We start from the raw sequence: 22,465 nt of genomic DNA on the forward strand, positions 1-22,465 counted from the left end.
AGGCAGGGGCGGGGCGTAGGGGGATGCCCCTGCCTCCCACGGGACGGGCCGGCGGCGCCGGGAAGCCGACGGCCCGAGCCTGTCAGCCCGTGCTGACCTGGAGTTCCTTCACGCCGTTGATCCAGGCGGAGCGCAGTCGGCGCGGCTCGCCGACCAGTTCGAGGTTCGGCATGGCGTCGGCGATCGCGTTGAAGATGAGGTCGATCTCCAGCGCGGCCAGGGACTTGCCGAGGCAGAAGTGCGGGCCTCCGCCGCCGAAGCCGAGGTGCGGGTTGGGGTCGCGGGTGATGTCGAAGGTGTCCGGGTGGTCGAAGACCTCCGGGTCGTGGTTGGCGGAGGCGTAGAAGATGCCGACCCGGTCGCCCTTCCGGATCTGCCGGCCGCCGAGTTCCGTGTCCTGGGTGGCGGTGCGCTGGAAGGCGTTGACCGGGGTCGCCCAGCGGACGATCTCCTCGGCCGCGGTCGCCGGGCGCTCCCGCTTGTAGAGGTCCCACTGGCCGGGGTGGGTGAGGAAGGCGTGCATGCCGTGGGTGATGGCGTTGCGCGTCGTCTCGTTGCCGGCGACGGACAGCATCAGCACGAAGAAGCCGAACTCGTCGGAGCCGAGATTGCCCTCGTCCTCGGCGGCCACCAGCGTGGAGACGATGTCGCGGGCCGGGCACTGCTTGCGCTCGGCGGCCATGTTCATCGCATACGCAATGAGTTCGGCGGCCGACTGGGCGCCGATCTCCTCGGTGATGGCGTACTCCGGGTCGTCGTACGCGATCATCTTGTTGGACCAGTCGAAGATCTTGGCCCGGTCGTCCTGCGGGATGCCGATCAGCTCGGCGATGGCCTGGAGGGGCAGTTCGCAGGCGACCTGGGTGACGAAGTCGAAGGCGCCCTCGTGTGCGAGGGCGCCCTGGACGATGGCGTGCGCGCGGGCGCGCAGCCTGTCCTCCAGGGCGCGGATGGCGCGCGGGGTGAAGCCGCGCTGCACGATCTGGCGGACCCGGGTGTGCTCGGGCGGGTCCATGTTCAGCATGATCAGCCGCTGGGCGTCGATCGCGTCGCGCTGGATGTGCTCGTTGAAGCGGATGATCGCGGTGTTGAGGTACGAGGAGAAGATCTCCGGGTGTGTGGAGACGTACTTGACGTCCGCGTGCCGGGTCACGGCCCAGTAGCCCTCGTCCTGGAAGCCGGCCACGTTGCCCGTCTGCGGTATCCAGCGGACCGGCTCGGCCCGGCGCAGCTCGGCGAACTCCGGCAGGGGCACACGGTGGTGCAGCAGATCGGGGTCGGTGAAGTCGAACCCTTCGGGCAGCGCTGGACAGGGCATCGGCGACTCCCGTCATTCTGACGGTCCATCAGGAATTGCCGTGAAGGTAGTAACGGGTTCTACAAGTCGCAAGGGGTGCGGCACCCCTAATTGCGTGCGGGATTCGTGCAGATCACGACTTCATGGCCTGCAAGACCCTTGCGGTCTTGGACGCGCTGTCAGCAGACTGCGAGCAGAACTAGAACGCGTACTAGTTCTGCGTGGCGGGTGGGCCGGGACGCCCGCGCCGCGCGGGTGACCGAGGAGAGGACGAGCCCCCCATGGCCGCGGAACCCGTGATCGTCGAAGCCGTACGCACCCCCATCGGCAAGCGCGGCGGCGCGCTCGCCAATCTGCACCCCGCCTATCTGCTGGGCGAGACCTACCGCGAACTCCTGGGCCGCACCGGCATCCACGCCGACTGCGTCGAACAGATCGTCGGCGGCACGGTGACGCACGCCGGCGAACAGTCCATGAACCCGGCGCGCACGGCGTGGCTGACCATGGGCCTGCCGTACGAGACCGCCGCGACGACCGTGGACTGCCAGTGCGGCTCCTCGCAGCAGGCCTCGCACATGGTGGCCAACATGGTCGCGGCGGGCGTCATCGACATCGGGATCAGCTGCGGCGTCGAGGCGATGTCGCGGGTGCCGCTCGGTTCCGGCTCCAAGCACGGGCCGGGCAAGCCCTTCCCCGACGAGTGGAACGTCGACCTTCCCAACCAGTTCGAGGCGGCGGAGCGGATCGCCCGGCATCGCGGTCTGACGAGGGAGAACGTGGACTCGCTGGGACTGATCTCGCAGGAACGGGCTGCGATCGCCTGGTCCGAGGAACGGTTCAAGCGCGAGACGTTCGCCGTGCAGGTGCCGACGACGGAGGAGGAGCAGCGGGCCGGTCAGGGCATGTGGCGGCTCGTCGACCGGGACGAGGGGCTGCGCGACACCTCGATGGAGGCGCTGGCCTCACTCAAGCCGATCATGCCGACGGCGGTCCACACGGCGGGCAACTCGTCGCAGATCTCGGACGGTGCGGCGGCCATCATGTGGGCGTCGAAGCGGATGGCGCGGGCGCTGAAGCTGCGCCCGCGGGCGCGGATCGTGGCGCAGGCGCTGGTCGGTTCGGACCCGCACTTCCATCTGGACGGACCGATCGACGCGACGAAGGCCGTGCTGGGGAAGGCCGGGATGTCCCTGAAGGACATCGACCTCGTCGAGATCAACGAGGCGTTCGCGTCGGTGGTGCTGAGCTGGGCGCAGGTCTTCGACCAGGACCTGGCGAAGGTCAACGTCAACGGCGGTGCGATTGCGCTCGGGCACCCGGTGGGAGCCACCGGGGCCCGGCTCATCACGACGGCCCTGCACGAACTTGAGCGCACCGACAAGGAGTTCGCGCTGATCACGATGTGCGCGGGTGGCGGGCTGGCCACCGGCACGATCATTCAGCGCCTGTAGCCGCCCAGGAGACGAAGGCCGAGAAGGCGGCGGGTGCGAGGGTGAGCACCGGGCCGGAGGGGGTCTTGGAGTCGCGTACGGCTACGGTGGCGGCCGGGGTTTCGGCGATCTCTACGCAATCACCGCCCTGGTCGCTGCTGTACGACGACTTGCGCCAGGCCAGGGCGCCGAGGGGGGCGCACTCGACGCAGTCGCCCCCCTGGTCGCCACTGTGGCTGGATTTACGCCACTGGATCCCCATCGGAATCGCGTTGTTGTCCATAGCGTTCCTCCATTACCCGCCGGATCAGCTCCGCCGAGTCCCTGAGGGAGAGCGCGGCGGCTTGCAGATGATCGTAACGGAGCGAACAATCCTTGACGGTGTCCGGATTGGCGGTTGGATGCCCGCTACCGTAGCCCTCCGTGTAGACGATGGTCGGGTCGCTCGCGAAGCGGTAGACGTTGAACGAGCCTTGCAGGCCCGAGTGTGCTCCGGCCGAGAACGGCAGGATCTGGATGTTGATCCGGGGGTTGTCCTCGAACGACAACAGGTGAGCCAGTTGCTCGCGCATGGTCTTCGGGCCGCCGATCTCCTGGTAAAGCGCGGCCTCGCTGAGGACCATCCAGAAGACAGGCGGCTCCTCCTTCTCGAAGATGCGCTGGCGGGCGAGTCGTACGGCGCTCCGGTCGTCGAGGTTGCTCTGGTCCAGCACCCCGAGCACGGCGCGCACATACGGCTTGGTCTGAAGCAGACCGTGGATCATGTGCGTCTGGAAGGTGCAGATCTCAACCGCCCGCACCTCCAACTCCGCCACCTGTCTGAACCAGGCGGGAAGTTGACTCTGCATCACCAGCTCGACCAGCCGGGACAGTAACCCACCCGTCCCCAACGCCGCATCCACCCGCTCACTGAACTCAGGCGTCGGCAGCTTTCTCGCCGTTTCGATCTGCCCGACCAGCGAACCGGTGTAGTTGACGATGTCCCCGAGCTGCTTCTGTGTCAGCCCGGTGGCTTCTCGATGCCGACGCAACTCGAAGCCGTAGTAGTCGAGCGGCGAAGCACCCGGGTCGAGGACGTTGATGTGGGTCACGCACGGTCCCCTCTCGCGCAACTCGGTCCACTGCGGGACCGGTTGTATCCGTTCTGTGGCCCAGAGTAGTTGCGCCAGGTCAGCCTTGTGATGTGAACGAGTACTTTCCCTCCACGCTCCTGGGCCCCCGACCCGCCCAGTACCGCATGTGCCTCACCGTCGCCGATCACTCGGCGCGCCACATCCGGCGCATCGTCCGCTCGCTCCTGCACGAGTGGGAGATGGCGGAGCTGTCCGACGCCGCGGAGCTGGCCGTGACCGAGCTGATCGCCAACGTCGTACGCCATGTCCCGGACCGCCGCTGCACACTGCTGGTGCTGCGGCAGACGGCGGGACTCCGGGTGGAGGTGGCGGACGGATACGACCAACATCCGGCCGTGGCCTCCGAGTTGCCGCCGGAGGCCGAGGGTGGCCGTGGGCTCACGCTGCTGGACGCGGTGGTCGACAAGTGGGGAGTGGAGCCGGAACCCTCGGGCGGCAAGACGGTGTGGTTCGAGTGTCTGGCTGGGCGGGAGCCGGAATACGGTTAGCGAGTGCCACAGATCGTCATGAGGGGCGTGTTCATCGCCCCCCGACGGGCGGCCGGCGGGGCTGAACTGGGAGGCACCGCGACTACAGACCTTCCATCACCCTTCTTCAGGGGCACGCAGAGTCGCGGCCTACGAGAACAGGCGCTCGACCGGGGCATCCCGGCCGAGCGCCTGCATTCCAATTATTGATCAGTCGAGTTGGGTGACGGCGGGGTTGTCGCCGGTCGCCGCGGCATCGGCGGGGGGCAGGGCGGTGTCATAGACGTGGATGTCACTGATCTTGCCGTTGGCGTACTCGCCGTAGGTGCCTTGGTAGAGGCGGCGGCCGATCTGAAGGGGGCCGGTGGCGTTCCATGGGGTTCGGGCGAAGCTTTTGGTGCCTGACAGGCGGCCGTTGACGTAGAGGCTGAGCTGGTTGGTAGTGGCGTCGTAGACGCCCACGAGGTGGGTCCAGGTGCCGATCTTTGGTGTGCCGCCGTAGGTGGCCGTGAAGGAGGTGCTGGTCGTGTCGTCGTTGTGGCGGCCGAAGGCCCAGGCGTTTTTGCCGGAGGAGTAGTACAGCTGGAATCCGTTGGCGTTGCCGGCGCTGTCGGACTGGGAGACGAAGGTCGAGTTGGCGGTGAGGGAGGTGAGGTTGGCCCAGGCGGAGACGGTGAAGCTTGTCGAGGTGTCGACGGCTGGGCCGGTGGTGGCGGCGAAGCCGGTGGTGCCGGTGAGGTTGAGGACGTTACCTCGTGTGCTGTCGCTGGCCCAGGTGTAGGCGCCAGTGAGTGATGCGGTGAGTCCGGCGCTGCAGTCGGAGCTCGTGGCGTTGGCGCAGTCGGCCGCTGTTGTGCCGGTGCCTTCGCCGAGGGTCCACGAGTGTGTGGCGGTGTTGGTGGCGGTGCCGAGGGAGACGGCGGTGCCGAAGGTGGCCGTGGTGCCGGTGGGCGCGCTGCCGGGATATTCGGTCAGCTGCCCGTTGGTGTCGGTGGCGTAGAGGTCGGGGTTGCCGTCGGAAGCGCCGCTGCTGCTGTTGACGTCCCCTGGAGAGGCCACGGTGGGGTAGTCCTTTGCCGCCAGGACGGCGGAGAGTGCGGTGCCGGGGCTGGTGTTCCAGTCGGCCTGTGTGCTGCTGGTCCAGTTCTGGGCGACGGTGCCATTGCAGGTGTAGATCTGTACCTGGGTGCCGTTGGTGGTGCTGCTGCGGGGGTCGTCCAGGCATTTGCCGGACTGGGGGTTTTGCAGGCTGCCGTTGGGGCCGGGGGTCCATTTCTGGGCGCCGGTGCCGTTGCACGTGTACAGCTGAAGGAGCGTTCCGTCGGTTGTGGCGCCTCCGGGAACGTCGAGGCACTTGCCGAGCACGCGCAGGGAGCCGTCGCTGAGCAGCGCCCACTTCTGGGCGGCGGAGCCGTTGCAGGCCCAGACTTGGATCTTGTTGTTGTTGTCGGTGCTGGAGTGGTCGTCGTCAAGGCACAGTGCTCCGCCGGTGGACGTGGTGAGGGCGGAGGTCAGGGCGGTGCGGACAGGGGCGTGCAGGAGCTGGGGCAGGCCGGTGGTCTGGTCGAGGCCGAGGGGGAAGGTGTAGACGGTGCCGGAGGCGTCGTCGCGGGCCCACAGCGTGTATGTGCCGCCGCTGACCTTGCCGTTGCCGTTTGAGTCCGTGCTGAAGGTTCCGCCGACGGTGCCGGGTGCGATCAGGGTGAGGCCGGACCAGTCGCCGTCGCCGAGCAGCACGGGGTTGGCAAGGGCTTTGCCGTCGTAGGTCTGGTAGATCCAGAGTTTGCCGTTCTCGACGGTGATGATCGCGGGGTGGCCATATGAGTTTGCGTAGACATTGCCAGCCGCGATGAGCTGGGTGATGTTCCAGGGTGTGTTGAGGTCGTAGCCGGCGCCCGCGCAGCGGCTGTCAGGAACGGTCGGCTGGCAGGGGGCCTTGGCCACGTGATCGCTGGAGCGCTTGCCGATGTAGCCGGGGAAGTTGGACCAGGGGACGAGGGGGAAGGCGCTGTCGTCCTTCGGATCGAGGTCGTTCGGGACGATGTACAGCTGCGCCGTCGTGCGGTTGTAGGCGAATAGGTCGTCTACGTCAGCTCCGTGCAGGTTGCCGCGGTGGGCGATCAGGTAGTTGCTCCATCTGGTGCCGTCAGGAGAGCCGGCGGGCGTGGAGACGATCACGGGGCCGTTAATGGGGGGAGGGGTGCCCGCGACCTGTCCGGTCTGGGCCGGTGTGGCGCTTTGGGCGGGGTCGGTGTTGCCGGGGATCATTTCGAGGTCGCCGGTCTTGGTGGTGGCGAGCAGGTCGGGGATGCCGTCGCCGCTGATGTCGCCCGGGGTGATCTTAGTGTTGGGGTTCCAGGGGACGGTGAAGGTGTAGCTGGCGGGGGCTTGGGAGATGTTCCCGGCTGCGTCGACGGCGGCGACGTACAGGGTGTGTACGCCCCAGTTGGTGACCGGGATGGTGACGGTGCCGGTGGCGGTGCCGGCGGTGTCGGTGCTGGTGACGGATGCCTTGGTGCCCGTGGTGGCGGTGGGCTGGCTGTCGAGCTGCCACAGGAAGTGGTCGACGCCGCTGGACAGGCATGCGTTGGGTGTGCAGCTGGTGTCGGACGGAGCGCCGTCGGCGGCGGTCACGGTGAAGCCGGTGGTCTTGCCCGCTCCGGCGTACACGATCGGATTGGCAGGGCCGGTGCCGACGGGCGGGAAGGACGGGTTGGTCGCGATATCGGGCGTGTCGGGCGGGGTGAAGTCGGTCTTGAACCAGCAGTGGCCGCTCGTGGCGGAGGTGAGGTGCTGGCTGGAGTTGTCCTGGGCGTAGACGTCCCAGCCGTATTCGTGGCCGTCTTTGAGTGTGAACCCGATGGGCATGTCGGCGTCCGAGCCGTTGGCCTGATAGGTGCTGTCGGGTGTGGATTTGGTCAGGGCGTTGCCGCTGGAGTCGAGGACGGTGCGGTCCCAGACGTTGTAGTGCGCTTGGACGTTGACGCCGGACATGTCGGTGGTGACGGTGGAGTGGAGCTGGAGGTTGCTGCCGGCGTCGGAGTAGGTGGTGGCGCCGATCCAGCCGTCGCCGCTCATGACGCAGGCGCCGTCGGCCCCTGTGGCGGCGGGTGTGGTGTGGAGGTTGGTCGGGACCTTCGGGGGGATGTCGAACTTGACGGTCAGCTTGAGGACGCTGGACATCCGCAGGTAGTCGTCGTTGCTCGACGAGATGCTCTCGTTGCCGTAGAGGCCGATGGTCCAGAAGTCGCCGCTGGAGCTGTTTGTCTTGGCCATCTTTTGGGCCTGGTCGGTGACGGTGAAGGTAGCGGTGTGGTTGCTGCAACTGCTGCCGGAGTTGGCGCCGCTGGGGATCGTGGTCGATACGGGCGGGTAGGCCGAGTCCTGAGTGGCGGGCCGGCTGTCCCAGTCGGTGCTGGAGCTGATCGCGCCGGTAGTGTGCAGTGTGATGGGCTGGTTCTGGGAGCAGTTCCAGCTGGCCGCGTAGGTCGAGGACACTGTGAAGAAGGCATCGTCGACCACCATGGACGGGTCGAGGCCGTCGGTGGGGACGGCGTAGTAAGAGCGTTCCAGGCCGGTGCCGCAGCTGCCGCCCCAGCGCTGGTAGCCGACGCCTTGGCCGTTGGTCTGCGGTTTGTCGTACTGGGGGCTGTTGGAGCAGGTGGAGCTGGAGTAGATCTCGTCGTAGTGGCCGGAGGATGGGGCGACCGGGTTGCTGTACGGGTCGATGTAGACCGGGTAGGTGGTGCCCGAGTTGTTGAGCACCGAGGTGTCGGGCGTCAGCGTGAGGCTGCTGGCGGTGGTCGTCATCGGCACGGTGTCGACCTTCGCTCCGGTGCCGGGGCCGTCGGCGGAGGAGACGGTGGGGTCGTCGGCAGTCGTGGAACTGGAGGACGTGCTCGTCTGTGGCGTCACCGCGTCCGGAGGGGTGCTGGAGTCCCACATCAGCGGACGGGGGCTGGTGTAGGCGACGGTGCCGTCGGAGGTGGTGGCGTTCATGCCGCCCGAGTCCGTGCCGGAGAGAGTCAGGCCGTCGGTAGAGGCAGCCTCGGTGAGCTTCTTGATGTCCGGGTTGGCGGCGGCGGTGGCGTCGTGGACGATCAGGACATCGCTGAAGCCGCCCTGGTCGGTGACGGAGACGGACAGGTCCACGCCGGGGAGTACTGACTTGTACAGCGCGGTGTCGTCGCTCACCGTGGGTGCGGGGAGGGGGAAGGGCATGGTCAGGGCCATGCTGTGGCCGTCCTCGTTGGTCAGGGTGACCAGGGGGCCGCTGCCTCCGCCGGACAGGGCGACGTCGTTCGGGGTGGCTCTGGGGGAGAGGGTGCCGTCCGAGTTGGTGGCGAGGGTGGCGTCGACGGGCGTCCAGGCGCCGTCTTTGAGCACCCGCACCGGCATGACGTCGGTGGTGGAGGTGAAGGTGCCGTCAGGGTTGGCCATCACGGTAGAGATCTCGGTCGTCAGGGCATCGACAGGGACGTCCTGACCGCTTGCCATCGCCTGCGCCTGGGCGGCCAGCATCGGATCGGACGGGGCAGGCGTGTCCTCTGCGGCGGCGGGCAGGGCCGGAACGGCCGTCAACAGGGCGAGAGCGGTGACGAACAGGGCAAGTCGGCGTGCGGGGACAACGCGTCTGTGGCCTGTGCGCCTGGGTGGTCTCAACACGCGGCGGGCTTCCTCCGGATCGCGGGCATCGGGTGGCGGCGCGCTGCGCTCGGTCCGTGCCTGGTGGGCTGTGTCGGGCAGTGCAACGGGTTTGTGGGGAAGCCCGGTTGGCCCAAAACATTGATCATTTGGGTACAGAAAATACACAAGATCTGCCAAGTTGAAGCACGGTCTTGTCGTGGAATTGGCAAAGGGTCTTGAGTCGTGATCATGGTCGTACCTAGCCTCCGGTCGATCACTCACACGTGTGATCTGACGATGTGACGGCCTTTCAAGGCCGAGCCCTGGGGGATTACGCGTGAGTGGCAGACGGCGCTGGTTTGAGGGTGCGTGGCACCGGAGATTTCTTGGCGGGCTGGGACTTTGGACGATTCCCGTCGCCCTCTTCGCGCTGCTCCTGCCGATAGCGATCGCCACGGGACTGGGTACCCCGGGATTCTTTCCCGGCCGCTCGGACGACGAGTTCGGGCACCACGGTGGCTTCCACTTCGACGGTACGGTGTGGAAACCAAAGAAGCCTGCCGTCACCCCAGCCGTAGGGCATCACGTCCTGCGGCAGAAGACCCACAAGCACCCCAAGGGGTACAAGCCGCTGGCCACCTACCGGGCCCAGGCACCTCAGTGGCCGAAGGCCGGCACGGCCACCGTCGACCTGGGTGCCCACAGTGACGTGAAGCCCGTCAAGGCGGGCGAACTGCCGGTCTGGATCGCATCCGCCGACGAAAAACACCCCGTCGACGAGGTGCGCATACAGACCGCCTCTCACAGTCAGCTGCTCAGGACCGGCGCCAACGGCATGCTGCTGGGCATCACCCCTTCCGGTCCAACCGCCGCACGCGGCCGAGTGAAGGTGGTCATCGACTACGCCGCGATCGCCAAGGCATACGGCGGAGGCTTCGGTTCGCGGCTGCAGCTGGTGCAACTGCCGGGCTGTGCGCTGACCACACCGCAACGGGCGGAATGCCAGAAGCGCACACCGATCGCGTTCACCAACCGCCCCACCGCCAAGCAGCTCACGGCGACCATCACTCTGGGCTCGGCACCCGCCAACGACCCCGAAACAGCACCGGCTGAGGGCGCGGGCGGCGCGAAGAAGGCAGAGGGTGCGCAGGGCGCGAAGCCGACACAGGGTGCGCAGGGTGCGAAGCCGACACAGGTCGCGGACGGCCCTCAGCCGATGTCGATGCGCACCGAGCCGCTGACGGCCACCACGGCTGCGGACACCACCGCGGTCGAGGTCACCTCGGGCAGCTCGGGTTCCCAGGGCAACTACGCTGCGACGTCCCTGAACCCTTCCGGTAGCTGGCAGACCTCGGGCACGGGTGCGTTCACGTACTCCTACCCGATCGACGTGCCCTCCGCGGTCGGCGGCAACGCCCCCTCAGTTGGACTGTCCTATGACTCGCAGTCCGAGGACGGGGAGACCTCGGCCCGTAATTCCCAGGCGTCCTGGGTCGGCGACGGCTGGGACTACCAGCCGGGTTTCGTCGAGCGGACGTACCGTCCCTGTGGCGGTCTGCTGGACAGCAGCGGCAACAAGATCCTCAAGGGGTCGGGGGACGAGTGCTGGGGCGGGGACAACGCCACCATCTCCTTCGGTTCGCACTCTGGTCAGCTGGTGCCGGACGGCGTCGACTCCGGTGTTCCGGGGGAGATCAAGCAGTGGCGGCTGCAGGGTGACGACGGCACCCTGGTTCAGGAGCTGTCCGGGGCCGCCAACGGCTTGCACGACGGCGTCTACTTCCGTGTCCTGACCACCGACGGAACGGCCGCCTACTTCGGTGCCGACCACTCGCCCACCGGTCCCGGCACCTCGGGCGGGATGCAGTCAGGTACGCCTTCCGACCCCTCGACCGACTCCGCCTGGGGTGTGCCGGTGCTGCACCCGGAGTCGGGTGACCCGTGTTACGACTCGGCCAAGGGCAAGGCGTCTCAGTGCGACAAGCATGAGGGCTGGCGCTGGAACCTGGACTTCGTCGTCTCGCCGAGCGGGTTCGTGCAGCGCTACGACTACACGACCGAGTCCAACTACTACGACCTCGGTGGGGGCCAGGCGGCCTCCGGTGACTCCGGCACCCTGACGTCCTATGTCCGCGGCGGCAAGCTCGACTCCATCTCCTACGGTTACACGCTCGACGACGAGCGGGCCGGACGCACTCCCGCCGGCGAGGTCACTTTCACCTCCCAGCAGCGCTGCCAGACCACGGGCAACTTCACCGACTGCTCCGCGGGTAACCTCAACGACAACACGGCTCCGCACTGGCCCGATGTGCCGTGGGACCTGCACTGCGACTCCACAGACAGCACCACCCTGCCGCCGGGGTCGACCTCGGTGCCCACCAACGTCTGCATCACCGCGGCGCCGACGTTCTGGACGACCACCCGCCTGGACAGCATCACCACCAAGGTCCACGTCAAGGACTCCTCCACCGATGCCCTGGTGGCCGTCGACAGCTATCAGCTCGGGCAGGTGTACTCCGATGCCGGCGGCACGGTGGACCCGGTCACCGGCACGACCATCGACCCCAAGGACGCGGGTTCCCTGCAGGCCGTGATGTGGCTGCAGTCGATCCAGCACACGGGCAAGGACACGTACGGCAACGGCAACGGCGACATCAAGCTGAACGAGGTCGCCTTCACCGGCACGGAGATCGACAACCGGGTCAACGATGCCTCGCCGTCAGCCCCGCCGCTGTACCGGCCGAGGATCTCCTCGATCCAGACCGAGACCGGCGAGTCGATCACGGTCGATTACAACCTCAACCCGTGCGCGGGCAAGACGCTGGACATCTCGGCGGCGGACTCCAACACCAACTCCTGCTACCCGGTGTACTGGACCGTGCCGGGAGCCTCGAAGCCGATCGCGGACTGGTTCAACAAGACCACCGTGCACCAGGTCACGGCCTCCGACCTGACGATTGCCTCGCAGTACAAGCCGAACTCCCAGAACGTCCCGGCGGACTCGGAGGCCCAGGTCTCCACGTACAGCTACGCCGGTGCCGCCTGGCACCGCGACGACTCGGAGCAGACGGACGACCAGTACCGCACGTGGGGCCAGTTCCGGGGCTTCCGTACCGTCACGGTGCAGACCGGTCAGGCCCCCGAGCCGGTGACCCAGCAGACCACCACATACCTGCAGGGCATGGACGGTGACTACAAGGCCGACGGCACCCGCCGCTCGGTCACCGTGAACGCCAAGGTCGGCGGCAACACGGTGCAGAGCGTCACCGACGCCAACCAGCTCGCGGGCACCGCGCTGGAGACCGACACCTACACCGCCGCCGGCGGCACGATCAACTCCGAGACGGTCAACGGGCCGTTCACCTATACCACCACCGCACACTCGGCCCAGACACCGTGGACGGACTGGACCCAGGACGACAACCCCGGTCAGACCAAGCCTGCGCTGTCCACCCTGCCGGACCTGTCCGCCTACCGCGTCAAGACCACCCAGTCGCACGGCTACGCGCTGCTCGCCGACGGGACATGGCGTCACACCCAGACCGACACCACCTACGACAGCCAGGGCCGGGTCTCCACCGTCGACGCGCACGGCGACGTGAGCGTGGCCGCGCAGGAAAAGTGCGCCACCACGACCTACGCGACACCGCCATCCAGCAACACCATGGCCCTCGCCTACCCTGACCAGGTCACTTCCGTCAGCGGACCGTGCGGCACCGCACCCAGCGCCACCACACTGCTCGCGGACAAGAAGATCTACTACGACGGCGACGGCACCCTCACCAACCTGGGAACCTTCGGGCAGCTCGACCAGACCGGCAGCACCGCCGTCGGCCAGGTCAGCGCCGTCCGCACGGCCACCGGCTACAGCGGCACCACCGAGAACTGGCAGACCAACTCGGCGATGAAGTACGACGGCGCAGGCCGGACCACCGACGCGCTGGACGCCACCGGGCAGAACACCCACACGTCCTTCACCCCGTCCTGGACCTCCGCAGGCGCCAACACCACCCCGACCAGCATCACGACCACCAACTCGCAGAACTGGAAGGTCACCTCCACCCTCGACCCGCTGCGCGGCCTGCCCACCGAGAACGTCGACGCCAACAACCGCAAGACCGACATCACCTACGACGCCCTCGGCCGCCGCACCGCCGTCTGGCTGCCCGGCCGGGACAAGACCGCCGGCCAGAGCGCGGACAAGACGTTCAACTACTCGATCAACCCCGGCGCGGTCGCCGCTCCCAGCGGCACCATCACCTCCCCGGGTGACCCGTCGTCCGTCACCACGAAGACGCTGCGCGATGACGGCACCTACAGCTCCTCGATCACCATTTACGACGGGATGCTGCAGCCGCGGCAGACGCAGGCCACCGCCCAGGGCGACTACAACGTCGGACGGATCATCTCCGACACCTTCTACGACTCCCACGGCTGGCCGACCGCCTCGTTCGCCCCGTACTCCGAGCCGAACAACAACCCGTCCACCACGCTGTACGCCGCGAACGAGAATCAGATCCCGTCGGAGACCACGACCGCGTACGACGGCCAGGGCCGTCCCGTCACCAGCACCGTGTGGTACCAGGCGATCCCACAGTGGCACACCACCACCAGCTACCCCGGCGCCGACGAGACCGATACCACCGCCCCCGCCGGCGGCCCCTCCACCGCGACCTACACCAACGCCCTCGGACAGACCACCAGCACGGTGGTCAAGAACACCGGCAGCACGGTCACCCTGCACGGAGGTGACGTCATCCCGTCCGGCACGTCGCTCACCTCCGGCAGCGTGCGCCTGACCATGCAGGCCGACGGCAACCTGGTGCTGAGCGCGCTGGCCACCGGCACGACGATCTGGTCCAGCGGCACCAACGGAAACCCCGGTGCTTACGCCAAGTTCGGCACCGACGGAAACCTGGCCGTCTACACCACAGCCGGTACGGCGAAGTGGACCACCGGCCTGACAGCCACCACCAGCTCCACCTTCCAGGTCCGCAACGACTCCACCGTGGCCGTTGTCGCCAGCGACAGCCGCACCGTGCTGTGGCGGCAGGGCACCGCCAATGCGGTCGCCGCGGCCAACTCCATCACGAAGTACACCTACACCCCCGCCGGCCAGATCGACACAGTCAAGGACAACGCCGGCAACACCTGGTCCTACAGTTACAACCTGCTGGGGCAGAAGACCTCCCAGACCGACCCGAACACCGGCACCACCACGTACGACAAGTACGACGTCGTCGGCAATCTCCTGCAGATGACCGATCCGCGCGGCCAGGTCCTGTCGTACACCTACGACTGGGACAACCGCCGCACCGCCGAGTACAACGGCCCTTGGTCCGCGACCCCTGACCCCGCCAAGGAACTCGCCTCCTGGCAGTACGACACCCTGGCCAAGGGCTACCCGACCTCGTCCACCCGCTACGTGGGCGGCACCTCGGGGTCGGCGTACACCGAAGCGGTCACCGGCTACAACACCGCCTACCAGCCGACCGGCAGCACGCTCACCATCCCGGCCACCGACGGCTTCGCCGCAGCCGGGCAGTCCACCGCACCCACCAGCGGCACCGTCACCTACACCCAGTCCTCCTACTACACCCCGACCATCGGGCTGCTGTCCACGCTCCGCTACCAGGCCGACGGCAACCTGCCCGCCGAGGACGTCGGCTACGGCTACACCCAGAACGGCAACCTGGACGGCATCGGCGGCTTCATCACCTCGGCCAACACACCCGACTACCTCGACGCCGCCGTCCACGATCCGTTCGGCCGTGTCCTGCAGGCCAACTACGGTCCGACCGGCAAGGAACTGGCGACCTTCGCCCAGTACGACGCCACCACGGGCCGGGTCACCCAGAGGCAGAGCCTGGTGCAGACGTCCGCCACCGCCCTGGACGTGACCAAATACCGCTACAACCAGGCCGGTGAGATCACCGCGATCGACGACCTGCAGAACAACACCACCCACGACACCCAGTGCTTCACCTATGACTCCCTCCAGCGCCTGACCGCCGCCTGGACGGACACCGCAGGCATCACCGACTCGTCCAGCACACCCGTGGGAGCCGTCGGCGGCTGCAACACCACCTCCGTACAGACCACGACCACGGCACCGATCACGACCACGACGGTCGGTGGCCCGGCGCCGTACTGGCAGACCTACACCTACGACCTGCTCGGCGACCGCACGGGCATGGACGACCACGACACCAGCGGCAACGCGCTCAACGACACCACCCAGGCCACCGCCTACACCGGCACCGACGGCACCGCCACGGCCACGCTGCCCAACCAGGCCGGAACGACCACCAGCAGCAACCCGACGGCCGGATCCGCGACTTGGACCCCCAGCTACACGGATACCGGCTACACGCCGAACAAGAACGCCGGCAACACCATGAGCCGGAAAGTCTCCACCACGAGCCCGCTCATCTCGGCGCTGACCACCAGCACGGGCAAGAAGCTGTGCGTCGACGACGCCACCTCGTCCACCACCAACGGCAACAAGATCCAGATCTACACCTGCAACGGCACCAGCGCCCAGAACTGGACGGTAGGCACGGACGGCACCATCCGCGGCATCGGCGGCAAGTGCCTGGACGTCACCAGCAGCGGCACCGCCAACGGCACCAAGATCGACCTGTACACCTGCAACGGCACCGGTGCCCAGCAATGGAAGGCCGCGGCCAACGGCTCGCTGGTCAACCCCGCGTCCGGCAAGTGCCTGGACGACCCGTCCAGCTCCACCACGCTTGGCACCCAGTTGCAGATCTGGACCTGTAACGGAACCGAGGCCCAGACCTGGAACCCGGTCGCCTCCGGCACCAAGATCCCGGCCGGCCAAACCCAGAACCTCACCTACGACCCCGAAGGCCGCACCGCAACCGTCACCACTCCCTCGGGCACCAGCAACACCACCAGCAGCTACCTCTACGACGCCGACGGCAACCTGCTCGAGCAGACCAGCAGCACCGACGGCACCGCCAAGACCCGCATCCTGTACCTGTTCGGCGGCACCGAACAGATCACCCTGAACGTCTCCGCCAAGACCTGGACCGGCCTGCGCTACTACACCGGCCCCGACGGCACCACCCTTACCCGCTCCAGCACCGGCACCGTCAGTTACCAGATTGCCAACGGCCAGGGCACAGCAGAGACGGCGGTAGACGCAAGCACCCTGGCAGTCACCCGCCGCTACTACGACCCCTACGGCAACCCCCGCGGCACCAAGCCCACCACCTGGGTAGCCGCCGACGAAAACCACGGCTTCCTAGGCAAACCCACCGACGCCACCACCGGCCTTGACCTCCTCGGCGCCCGTAACTACGACCCCACCCTGGGCCGCTTCCTCACCCCCGACCCGATCTTCGAAGCGGGGGACCCCAACCAGATGGGTGGCTACACCTACGCTGGGGACAACCCCTCGACGGGCTCCGACCCGTCGGGCCTGTGCCCCAAGGACATCTGCGACGGATACGGGCAGAACACCGGCAAGACGTCCTCCAACCCCCCCTCTGGCGGCAGCACCGACACCTCCAGCGGCAACACGGGCAGTGGCAGCACCGGCGGTGGTTCGACCTCGGTCTCTCCAGGAAACCCCTACGCTTGTGGCCGATTCGGACAATGCGGACCGGCGGTCAACTACAAGAACGATCCCGCGAAGATCATCGCCAAGATCCTCGTCGAGCCCCTCTGGGATGCCGTCAAGTGTGAGTTCTGGATCGGCGGAGGCGGGCAGGCGCATGAAGATGCCTGCGGTGTTGCGGGCGGCCTCGTCGTGGGCGGACTCGGAAGCGACGCTGCCGGAGCTGTCGAGAGCGGTGCGGCCAGTGACGTCGGGCGCGCAGCCGAGGGAGCTGCCCAGGACGACCTGGCCGCCGCAGCCGGCGCGGGTACCGAGGCCGTGAACGATGCTGCCGCCGACGCGGCCGATATCGTCGCTGCGAAGCGCGTCAACGCACAGGAACGCGCCCAGGAAGCGGACGCCGCGGCAGCCAAACCCAGCCACCCGGACAAGGGCAATACGGGAACCAAGCCCCCAGCCGAGTCGTCGCCGGGCCGCTGCAGTTTCTCCCCGGACACGCCCGTCCTGCTGAGTGGTGGCAAGACTAAGCCGATCGGCAAGGTCAAGGTCGGCGACAAGGTCGAAGCCGCCGACCCCAAGACCGGCAAGCGCAAAGGCGCCCGCCCCGTCCAGCACGTGTGGATCAACCACGACCACGACCTGCTCGACCTCACCATCCGCACCGAGGACGGCCACACAACCACCCTCCACACCACCGCCAGCCACCCGTTCTGGGACGACGCCACCCACGCCTGGGTCCCGGCCGGCAATCTCCACCACGGCGACGCCCTCAACACCGCCACCAACGGCCACGCCTACGTCGTCACCACCCAGCCCACGCATGGCGCTGCCAACCGCTGGAACCTCACCGTCCAGCAACTCCACACGTACTATGTCGTGGCGGGCGGCGTCCCAGTCCTGGTCCACAACACCTGCGGGGAATTGCCCGACGGTGTAACCGTGACGAAGGACGACAGCTCGATTGTGATTCACCATGCTGAAAGCGGATCTATGACGATCGGCCTGCTTGACGATGCTGGAAAGCTGACGCTGGGCATGGATCGCCTGAGTGGATCTCCTCTTTCTGGGAAGCAGATGTTCGGCATGGTGATGGACCACTTCGGAGACGGGGTTAAGAGCATTGAGGGAAACTGGTCATATGGTGATAATCTCGCTGCATTCAATCGATTGGTAACGGGAGGAACGCCTTTGAAAACGGCCGCCCGCGGAACCTGGACGGGGCAGAGAGCTGCCGAGTACGGGTTCACGAGTGTTCGTATCACTAGGGCCATCCCATCCATGGACGATGGGTATGATCGCGTCTCGGCCCTGTTTAGTAGGCCCTGACATGAAGCCTGGTCAGTGGGTGGAAACGCTTCGCGAGCTCGCTTCATCTGGGATGGATATCGTAGATGTTGCTGAGCATATGCGCGATGGGAATGCGGATTTTTCGGTGCGCTCGATGGAATGCCTGAATGAATTTCGAGTCGCATTTGAACTGTCCATCAGGCAGATGCAGGATATTGGCGGGTGGTACGAAGGGACGGTCTCTTCTGCTGCCCTCCGGGAAGAGATTCGGATTTCCTCAAATCGGCCTCCTTCGAAATGAGGATAGCGATCCGAAATGATCTGCCGCCTCGAGTGTGGCAGCCATGGTGGTGAGGGGAATCTCAAGTTCATTTGATGGCGCTCAAAACTCTGGGATCAAAATCCCCGAGGAGGGTGTCAGCTGTAGAGGTGCCCACCAACCCCGAATGCTTGAAAAATGACCGGCGGCCCCATCGGAATCTAGCTCCGACGGGGCCGCACCAGTGTCTGACGGCAGTAGTTGACGGCAACGTCAGCGGACGGATGCTGCACAAGGCGGCGGGTCGTCGCCGTCGTCGGGCTCGCTGACGGACTCCGAGGGTTTGGCGAGAGCTTGGCTGAGGAGGTCGATGGCGTCGCGCTGGAGGCGGAGTCGTACGTGTGCGTACACCGTCGCGGTCACCCCGATGTGGGCGTGCCCCAGCAACTCCTTGATGACGACGAGTTCGACGCCCTGCTCCAGAAGCAGGGTCGCCGTCGAGTGGCGGAGGTCGTGAAACCGAATCGGCCGCAGGCGAGCTTCGCGGAGCAGGGCGTTGAAGTGCCGGGTGAGGGTGGCGGGCTCGATCGGGTGCCCGTCCGGCCGCGTGAAGACGTGCCCGCCGCCCTGCCGCACCGAGCCCGCCCGGTCTCGCTCCCTGGCCTGCCGCTCGCGGTGTGCGCGAAGCGAGGCGACGCAGGAGGCCGGCAGGGCGATGCGCCGCTCCGAGCTGATGGTCTTGGTCGGCAGGGTGGCCAGGCCCCGGCTGGTGGTGCGCTGGAGGGTCCGGCGGATGCTGGCCGTGCCGCTGTCCAGGTCGAGGTCTTCCCAGCGCAGGCCGAGGAGTTCGCCCTTGCGCAGCCCGGTGCGCAGGGCGAGCTCGAACAGCGCGGCGAGCCGGTGCCCGTGGGCAGCGGCGAGGAACTGCCGTGCTTCGTCGACGGTGAGGGGGTTGAAGCGGCGGGGGCGGGGTGTTCCGGTGCGGACGTTGCGGGCCACGTTGCGGGAGATCTCCTCCTCACGGACGGCGTGCTCCAGGGCGGACTTGAGCACCGAGTGGATGTAGGCGAGCGTCAGTGCAGAGAGCCGCTTGCCGCAGCAGAGGCCGAGTGCGCAGCAGCGCGGGCGTCGGCTGGCCTGTGCGTTCGGGTCGCGTCCGGCGTCGATGCCGCGAGCGCAGCACTGGCAGACGGTCCGCAGCTCGTTGAGCCAGGTTCGGACGTCCTTGGCGGCGAGCTTGGCGAGCTTCTTCCGGCCCAGGCCCGGTATGAGGTACTGGTGCACGACGGCGGTGTAGCGGGTGTGGGTGGTCTCGCGAAGGTGGTGGACGGCGACGTTCTCCAGCCAGTACGTCAGGTAGGCGGCGAGGCTGCCCTGGGCGGTGATGATGGGGACGCCGCGGTTGCTGGCGGCGATTTTCTCGGTCAGTTTGGCCAGTGCCTCCGTGCGCGTGCTGCCGTAGACGCGGACGCGTTTGCGGGTGTTGCCGGGGGCGAGGACGTATCCAGCGGCTTCCCAGCGGCGGTCTTTTCGTTGGTAGACGGTTCCGTCGCCGTTGGCGCGGGTGCGGCGGGAGGCGGGGGTGTCGCGGGGTGTGGTCATCAGGCGGCGTCCTGATCGAGGCGGGTGTGGATGAAGTCGGTGAGGGCGTGGGCGGGGACGCGGCGGGCGCGGCCGAGGGTGAGAGAGGCGAGTTGCCGGGTGCGGATGAGGTCGTAGACGGCAGTGCGGCCGAGTTGGAGGCGTTCCATGACCTGGGGGACGGTGAGGAGTTCCGTGCCGACGGTCACGTGACGGCCCCCGCCCGGGCAGCGCTGGTCAGCCGATCAGTGGAGTGACCGACCGGGTGACCGGCGGGGCGACCGGCGCGGTCACCAGAGTGTTCCGAGCGCCGGGTTCGGGTCGTTTGCTCGGGTCGGGTCTGTCGCGTCGTGGCCAGGAGGTTGGCGAGGTGTTCCAGTTCGGGCAGGAGGCCGGTTCCGGCGTACTGCCAGTGGGAGATGACCAGCGTGGTGTCCGAGTCCACGCGCTGACCGGCGATGTTGCGGTGACCGGGGGCCAGGTCAGTGGGGTGTCCGGCGCGGTCATCGACCGGACTGCCGTCCGTCTGGCAGGCCTGCGGTTCAGCCAACGTTGGGGCTGGGGTCTGGGGATCAGGTTGACCGGTTCGCCAGGCGGTACGTTCGGCTCGGAGGTGGGCGAGGGTGGTGGAGTAGTGGCGGGTGCGGGTGGAGAAGTGACCTCGGAAGCCGAGCATGTGGGCCCATTGCCGCAGTCGGAGGTGGGCGTGCCGGCGGTTGGTGGCGAGGTGCCAGGCGGTGTGGATCATGCGGCGGGCGTGGTCGGTGATGTCGTGGGTGGCGAGTTCGGCGAGGAGGCGGAGGCGGCGGTCGAGGGTGCCGGTGGTGGTCTCGGCGCCTTTGGTGGCGTACTTGGCGATGTAGGCGGCGACGTGCCGGTCGGTGACCGGGCCACCTTCGGTGAAGTCGGTGCCGCGGATCGCGCGGACGTCGATCTGCCGCCCGAACCGGAACACCAACCGCCCTGCCCGATCTGAGCCTTGGGGCGGGGACGAGGGGACGGCCCCGGCAAGCTGCGGTTGCTTCGGCGGTTCGCCCTCGTGGTGGACACGGGTGCGTGTGGCGGCGGCGCGGACGGCGTGGTCGAGGAGCTGGACGGTGGCCCAGGCGGGCGGGGTACTGCCGGGGCCGGTGGGTCCGTCGAGCCGGATGACGGCGTGGAAGTGGACCTGGCCCCGTTTCTGGTACTCGGCGACCTTGGCGTACGACAGGGTGGCGTGGCGCCGCAGGTCCCGCTGCGTGAGCCCCGCCGCCTTCGCGATCTCCCGCCGCAGGTGGGTGGTGAAGCGGGCCCACAGGGCCGGGGCGTGCGCGTTCCACAGCACCGCGCCCGCGTAGTCGTAGCGGTCGGGATCGAGCGGCGTGCCGAGGAGCGGGTCGTCGTCGGTATGGAGCTGGCCGCAGTGGCAGCGGCCGGTGTCGGGCCGGTTGTGGACGGGCCCGAAGCCGGGCGCGGTGAGGGTGGCGAACACGCGCGGGTGCGTGGCCACGCTGGTGGGGACGGTCTTGCCGCCGCGCAGTCCGGCGGCGATGAGCTGGTAGGTGTCGTAGCGGTAGACAGTGGAGCAGGCGGGGCAGCGGGTGACGCGGCGGTTGCCACAGCGGACCAGCAATTCGCCCGCCGGGAGTTGGCCGGAGTCGAGGTGGTCGAGGATCTCGCCGGTGGCGTTGTCGAGGTGGGTGCGGTGCCCGGTGAGGCGGATCGGGTGCGCGCAGCCACCGAGTCCGGCTATCTGTCGTGCGAGGGGTGCGAGTTGGCCGGTGGCGGCGAGCTTGGCCAGTTTGGCGGTGAGCCTGGCGCGGCGTTCCAGCGCCGACCGCCCTGTCGCCGCTGAGGCGGTGGCGTCCGCCGGGCGGGTCGGCGCTGCAAAAGCCGACGACGAGGGACGCGAGGCGGTTGGAACGATCGTGAGGTACGGGAGTTGGAGCTGTGCGGGCATGCGGAAAGGGGCCTTTCGGCGGGAGCGCGGAAGTGGTACGGCGCGGGGCGGTGTGGGCAGGCCGAAGTGATCGGCTCACAGGGGAACGGGCGCCTCGGAGTTGGGCGCGGGGGCCGGACCAAGGGGCTGGTCGGCAGGGCGCGGTGGTGATCACCGGCGGGTGCGTGACGTTAACATCGCCTCACGAGCGCATTCAAGTGCATCCCTCCTGATTCCTTTCTTGCGGGTGGTGGGACGCGGGTAGTGTGGGGCCGGTTTCCCGGTTTGGACGGGCCGGATTGTGCTGGTAGAGGGCGTGGAAAGCGGGGGTGACCGGGCGTGGTGGTGGGGCGGCGTGGGCGCAGGCCGACGGGCAGCGGGGTGCAGCTGACGTTCGAGGTCATAGCCGAGACTCTGCGTGAGCGGATCCGCTCCGGCGGACTGCGGCCGGGTGACGCGTTGCCGACGCAGGCCGTGCTGATGCGGGAGTTCGGGGCAGCGAGCTTGACCGTGCAGAAGGCCATGGCCCTGCTGAAGCAGGACGGGTGGGCAGTCTCCCGACCCGGCAAGGGCGCCTTCGTCGCCCAATCCGACGACGCCGATGACCTCGACGGCCCGGAGGCGACCGCCCCCGTCGGCGGGACGACGGCCCGCGTCGAGGCGTTGGAGCTGGCGCTGGCCGAGGCTGTCCAGCAGATTGCCGACCTTCGTGGCCGCGTAGAGGTTCTGGAGGCGGGCAGCGGCGGGCCGGGCCGCTGACCCGCCGTGCCGGGACGCAGGTCAGGGCTGTCTAGTCCCGGGTGATGTTTGACGTTCTGGTCCCAGTTGATGCTTGACGTTGGGCCTAGACAACATCGGAAATCTTGTGGGGCTTGTTCGCCT

The 22,465-nt window shown here is 67.8% G+C and carries 12 protein-coding genes; 5 read left to right on the forward strand and 7 right to left on the reverse strand.

What is annotated here, in order from left to right; all coding sequences use genetic code 11:
- Window positions 1–82: 82 nt before the first annotated feature.
- Window positions 83–1,318 carry a cytochrome P450 gene (locus ABT186_RS19580; protein WP_351926031.1) on the reverse strand — a complete coding sequence of 412 codons (1,236 nt, stop codon included), beginning with the start codon at window positions 1,316–1,318 and terminating at the stop codon, window positions 83–85.
- A gap of 260 nt (window positions 1,319–1,578) precedes the next feature.
- Here ABT186_RS19580 and ABT186_RS19585 point away from each other — a divergent pair, with 260 nt between their 5' ends.
- Window positions 1,579–2,748 carry a steroid 3-ketoacyl-CoA thiolase gene (locus tag ABT186_RS19585; RefSeq protein WP_351225523.1) on the forward strand — a complete coding sequence of 390 codons (1,170 nt, stop codon included), beginning with the start codon at window positions 1,579–1,581 and terminating at the stop codon, window positions 2,746–2,748.
- Here ABT186_RS19585 and ABT186_RS19590 read toward each other — a convergent pair.
- Window positions 2,732–3,010 (reverse strand): DUF397 domain-containing protein, encoded by a 279-nt coding sequence (locus tag ABT186_RS19590; protein WP_351926033.1) that lies wholly within the window; start codon window positions 3,008–3,010, stop codon window positions 2,732–2,734. The two genes, ABT186_RS19585 and ABT186_RS19590, sit on opposite strands and share 17 nt — an antisense overlap.
- Window positions 2,970–3,818, reverse strand: coding sequence for a helix-turn-helix domain-containing protein (locus tag ABT186_RS19595; protein ID WP_351926035.1), 849 nt, complete (start codon window positions 3,816–3,818; stop codon window positions 2,970–2,972). The genes ABT186_RS19590 and ABT186_RS19595 overlap by 41 nt, the downstream gene beginning before the upstream one ends.
- Window positions 3,819–3,910: 92 nt before the next feature.
- Here ABT186_RS19595 and ABT186_RS19600 point away from each other — a divergent pair, with 92 nt between their 5' ends.
- Window positions 3,911–4,348 (forward strand): ATP-binding protein, encoded by a 438-nt coding sequence (locus ABT186_RS19600; protein ID WP_351926037.1) that lies wholly within the window; start codon window positions 3,911–3,913, stop codon window positions 4,346–4,348.
- Between the two features lie 189 nt (window positions 4,349–4,537).
- On the opposite strand, the gene ABT186_RS19605 is transcribed toward ABT186_RS19600, so the two are convergent.
- On the reverse strand, window positions 4,538–8,992 hold the full coding sequence (locus tag ABT186_RS19605; protein WP_351926039.1) for a LamG-like jellyroll fold domain-containing protein: 4,455 nt from the start codon (window positions 8,990–8,992) through the stop codon (window positions 4,538–4,540).
- A 298-nt stretch (window positions 8,993–9,290) separates the two neighbouring features.
- Between ABT186_RS19605 and ABT186_RS19610 the strand changes: the two genes are divergently transcribed.
- Entirely contained in the window at window positions 9,291–17,864 is an 8,574-nt protein-coding gene (locus ABT186_RS19610; RefSeq protein WP_351926041.1) for a ricin-type beta-trefoil lectin domain protein, read from the forward strand.
- A gap of 1 nt (window position 17,865) precedes the next feature.
- On the forward strand, window positions 17,866–18,126 hold the full coding sequence (locus ABT186_RS19615; protein ID WP_351926043.1) for a hypothetical protein: 261 nt from the start codon (window positions 17,866–17,868) through the stop codon (window positions 18,124–18,126).
- A gap of 231 nt (window positions 18,127–18,357) precedes the next feature.
- On the opposite strand, the gene ABT186_RS19620 is transcribed toward ABT186_RS19615, so the two are convergent.
- The 3 genes from ABT186_RS19620 to ABT186_RS19630 are packed head-to-tail and all read right to left on the reverse strand — an operon-like array spanning window position 18,358 to window position 21,604.
- The gene (locus ABT186_RS19620; protein WP_351926045.1) at window positions 18,358–19,686 is read right to left on the reverse strand and encodes a tyrosine-type recombinase/integrase; all 1,329 of its coding nucleotides are present in this window, start codon (window positions 19,684–19,686) and stop codon (window positions 18,358–18,360) included.
- A complete protein-coding gene (locus ABT186_RS19625) occupies window positions 19,686–19,874 on the reverse strand; it encodes a helix-turn-helix domain-containing protein (RefSeq protein ID WP_351926047.1) in 189 nt (62 codons plus the stop codon). Before ABT186_RS19625 ends, ABT186_RS19620 begins: the two co-directional genes overlap by 1 nt.
- Window positions 19,871–21,604: a replication initiator gene (locus ABT186_RS19630; protein WP_351926049.1), complete on the reverse strand. Its 1,734-nt coding sequence runs from the start codon at window positions 21,602–21,604 to the stop codon at window positions 19,871–19,873. The genes ABT186_RS19625 and ABT186_RS19630 overlap by 4 nt, the downstream gene beginning before the upstream one ends.
- Window positions 21,605–21,964: 360 nt before the next feature.
- Between ABT186_RS19630 and ABT186_RS19635 the strand changes: the two genes are divergently transcribed.
- Window positions 21,965–22,342 carry a GntR family transcriptional regulator gene (locus tag ABT186_RS19635; protein ID WP_351926051.1) on the forward strand — a complete coding sequence of 126 codons (378 nt, stop codon included), beginning with the start codon at window positions 21,965–21,967 and terminating at the stop codon, window positions 22,340–22,342.
- Window positions 22,343–22,465 lie beyond the last annotated feature (123 nt).

The organism is Streptomyces sp. NPDC001634, from assembly GCF_040298185.1.
Classification (GTDB): domain Bacteria; phylum Actinomycetota; class Actinomycetes; order Streptomycetales; family Streptomycetaceae; genus Streptomyces.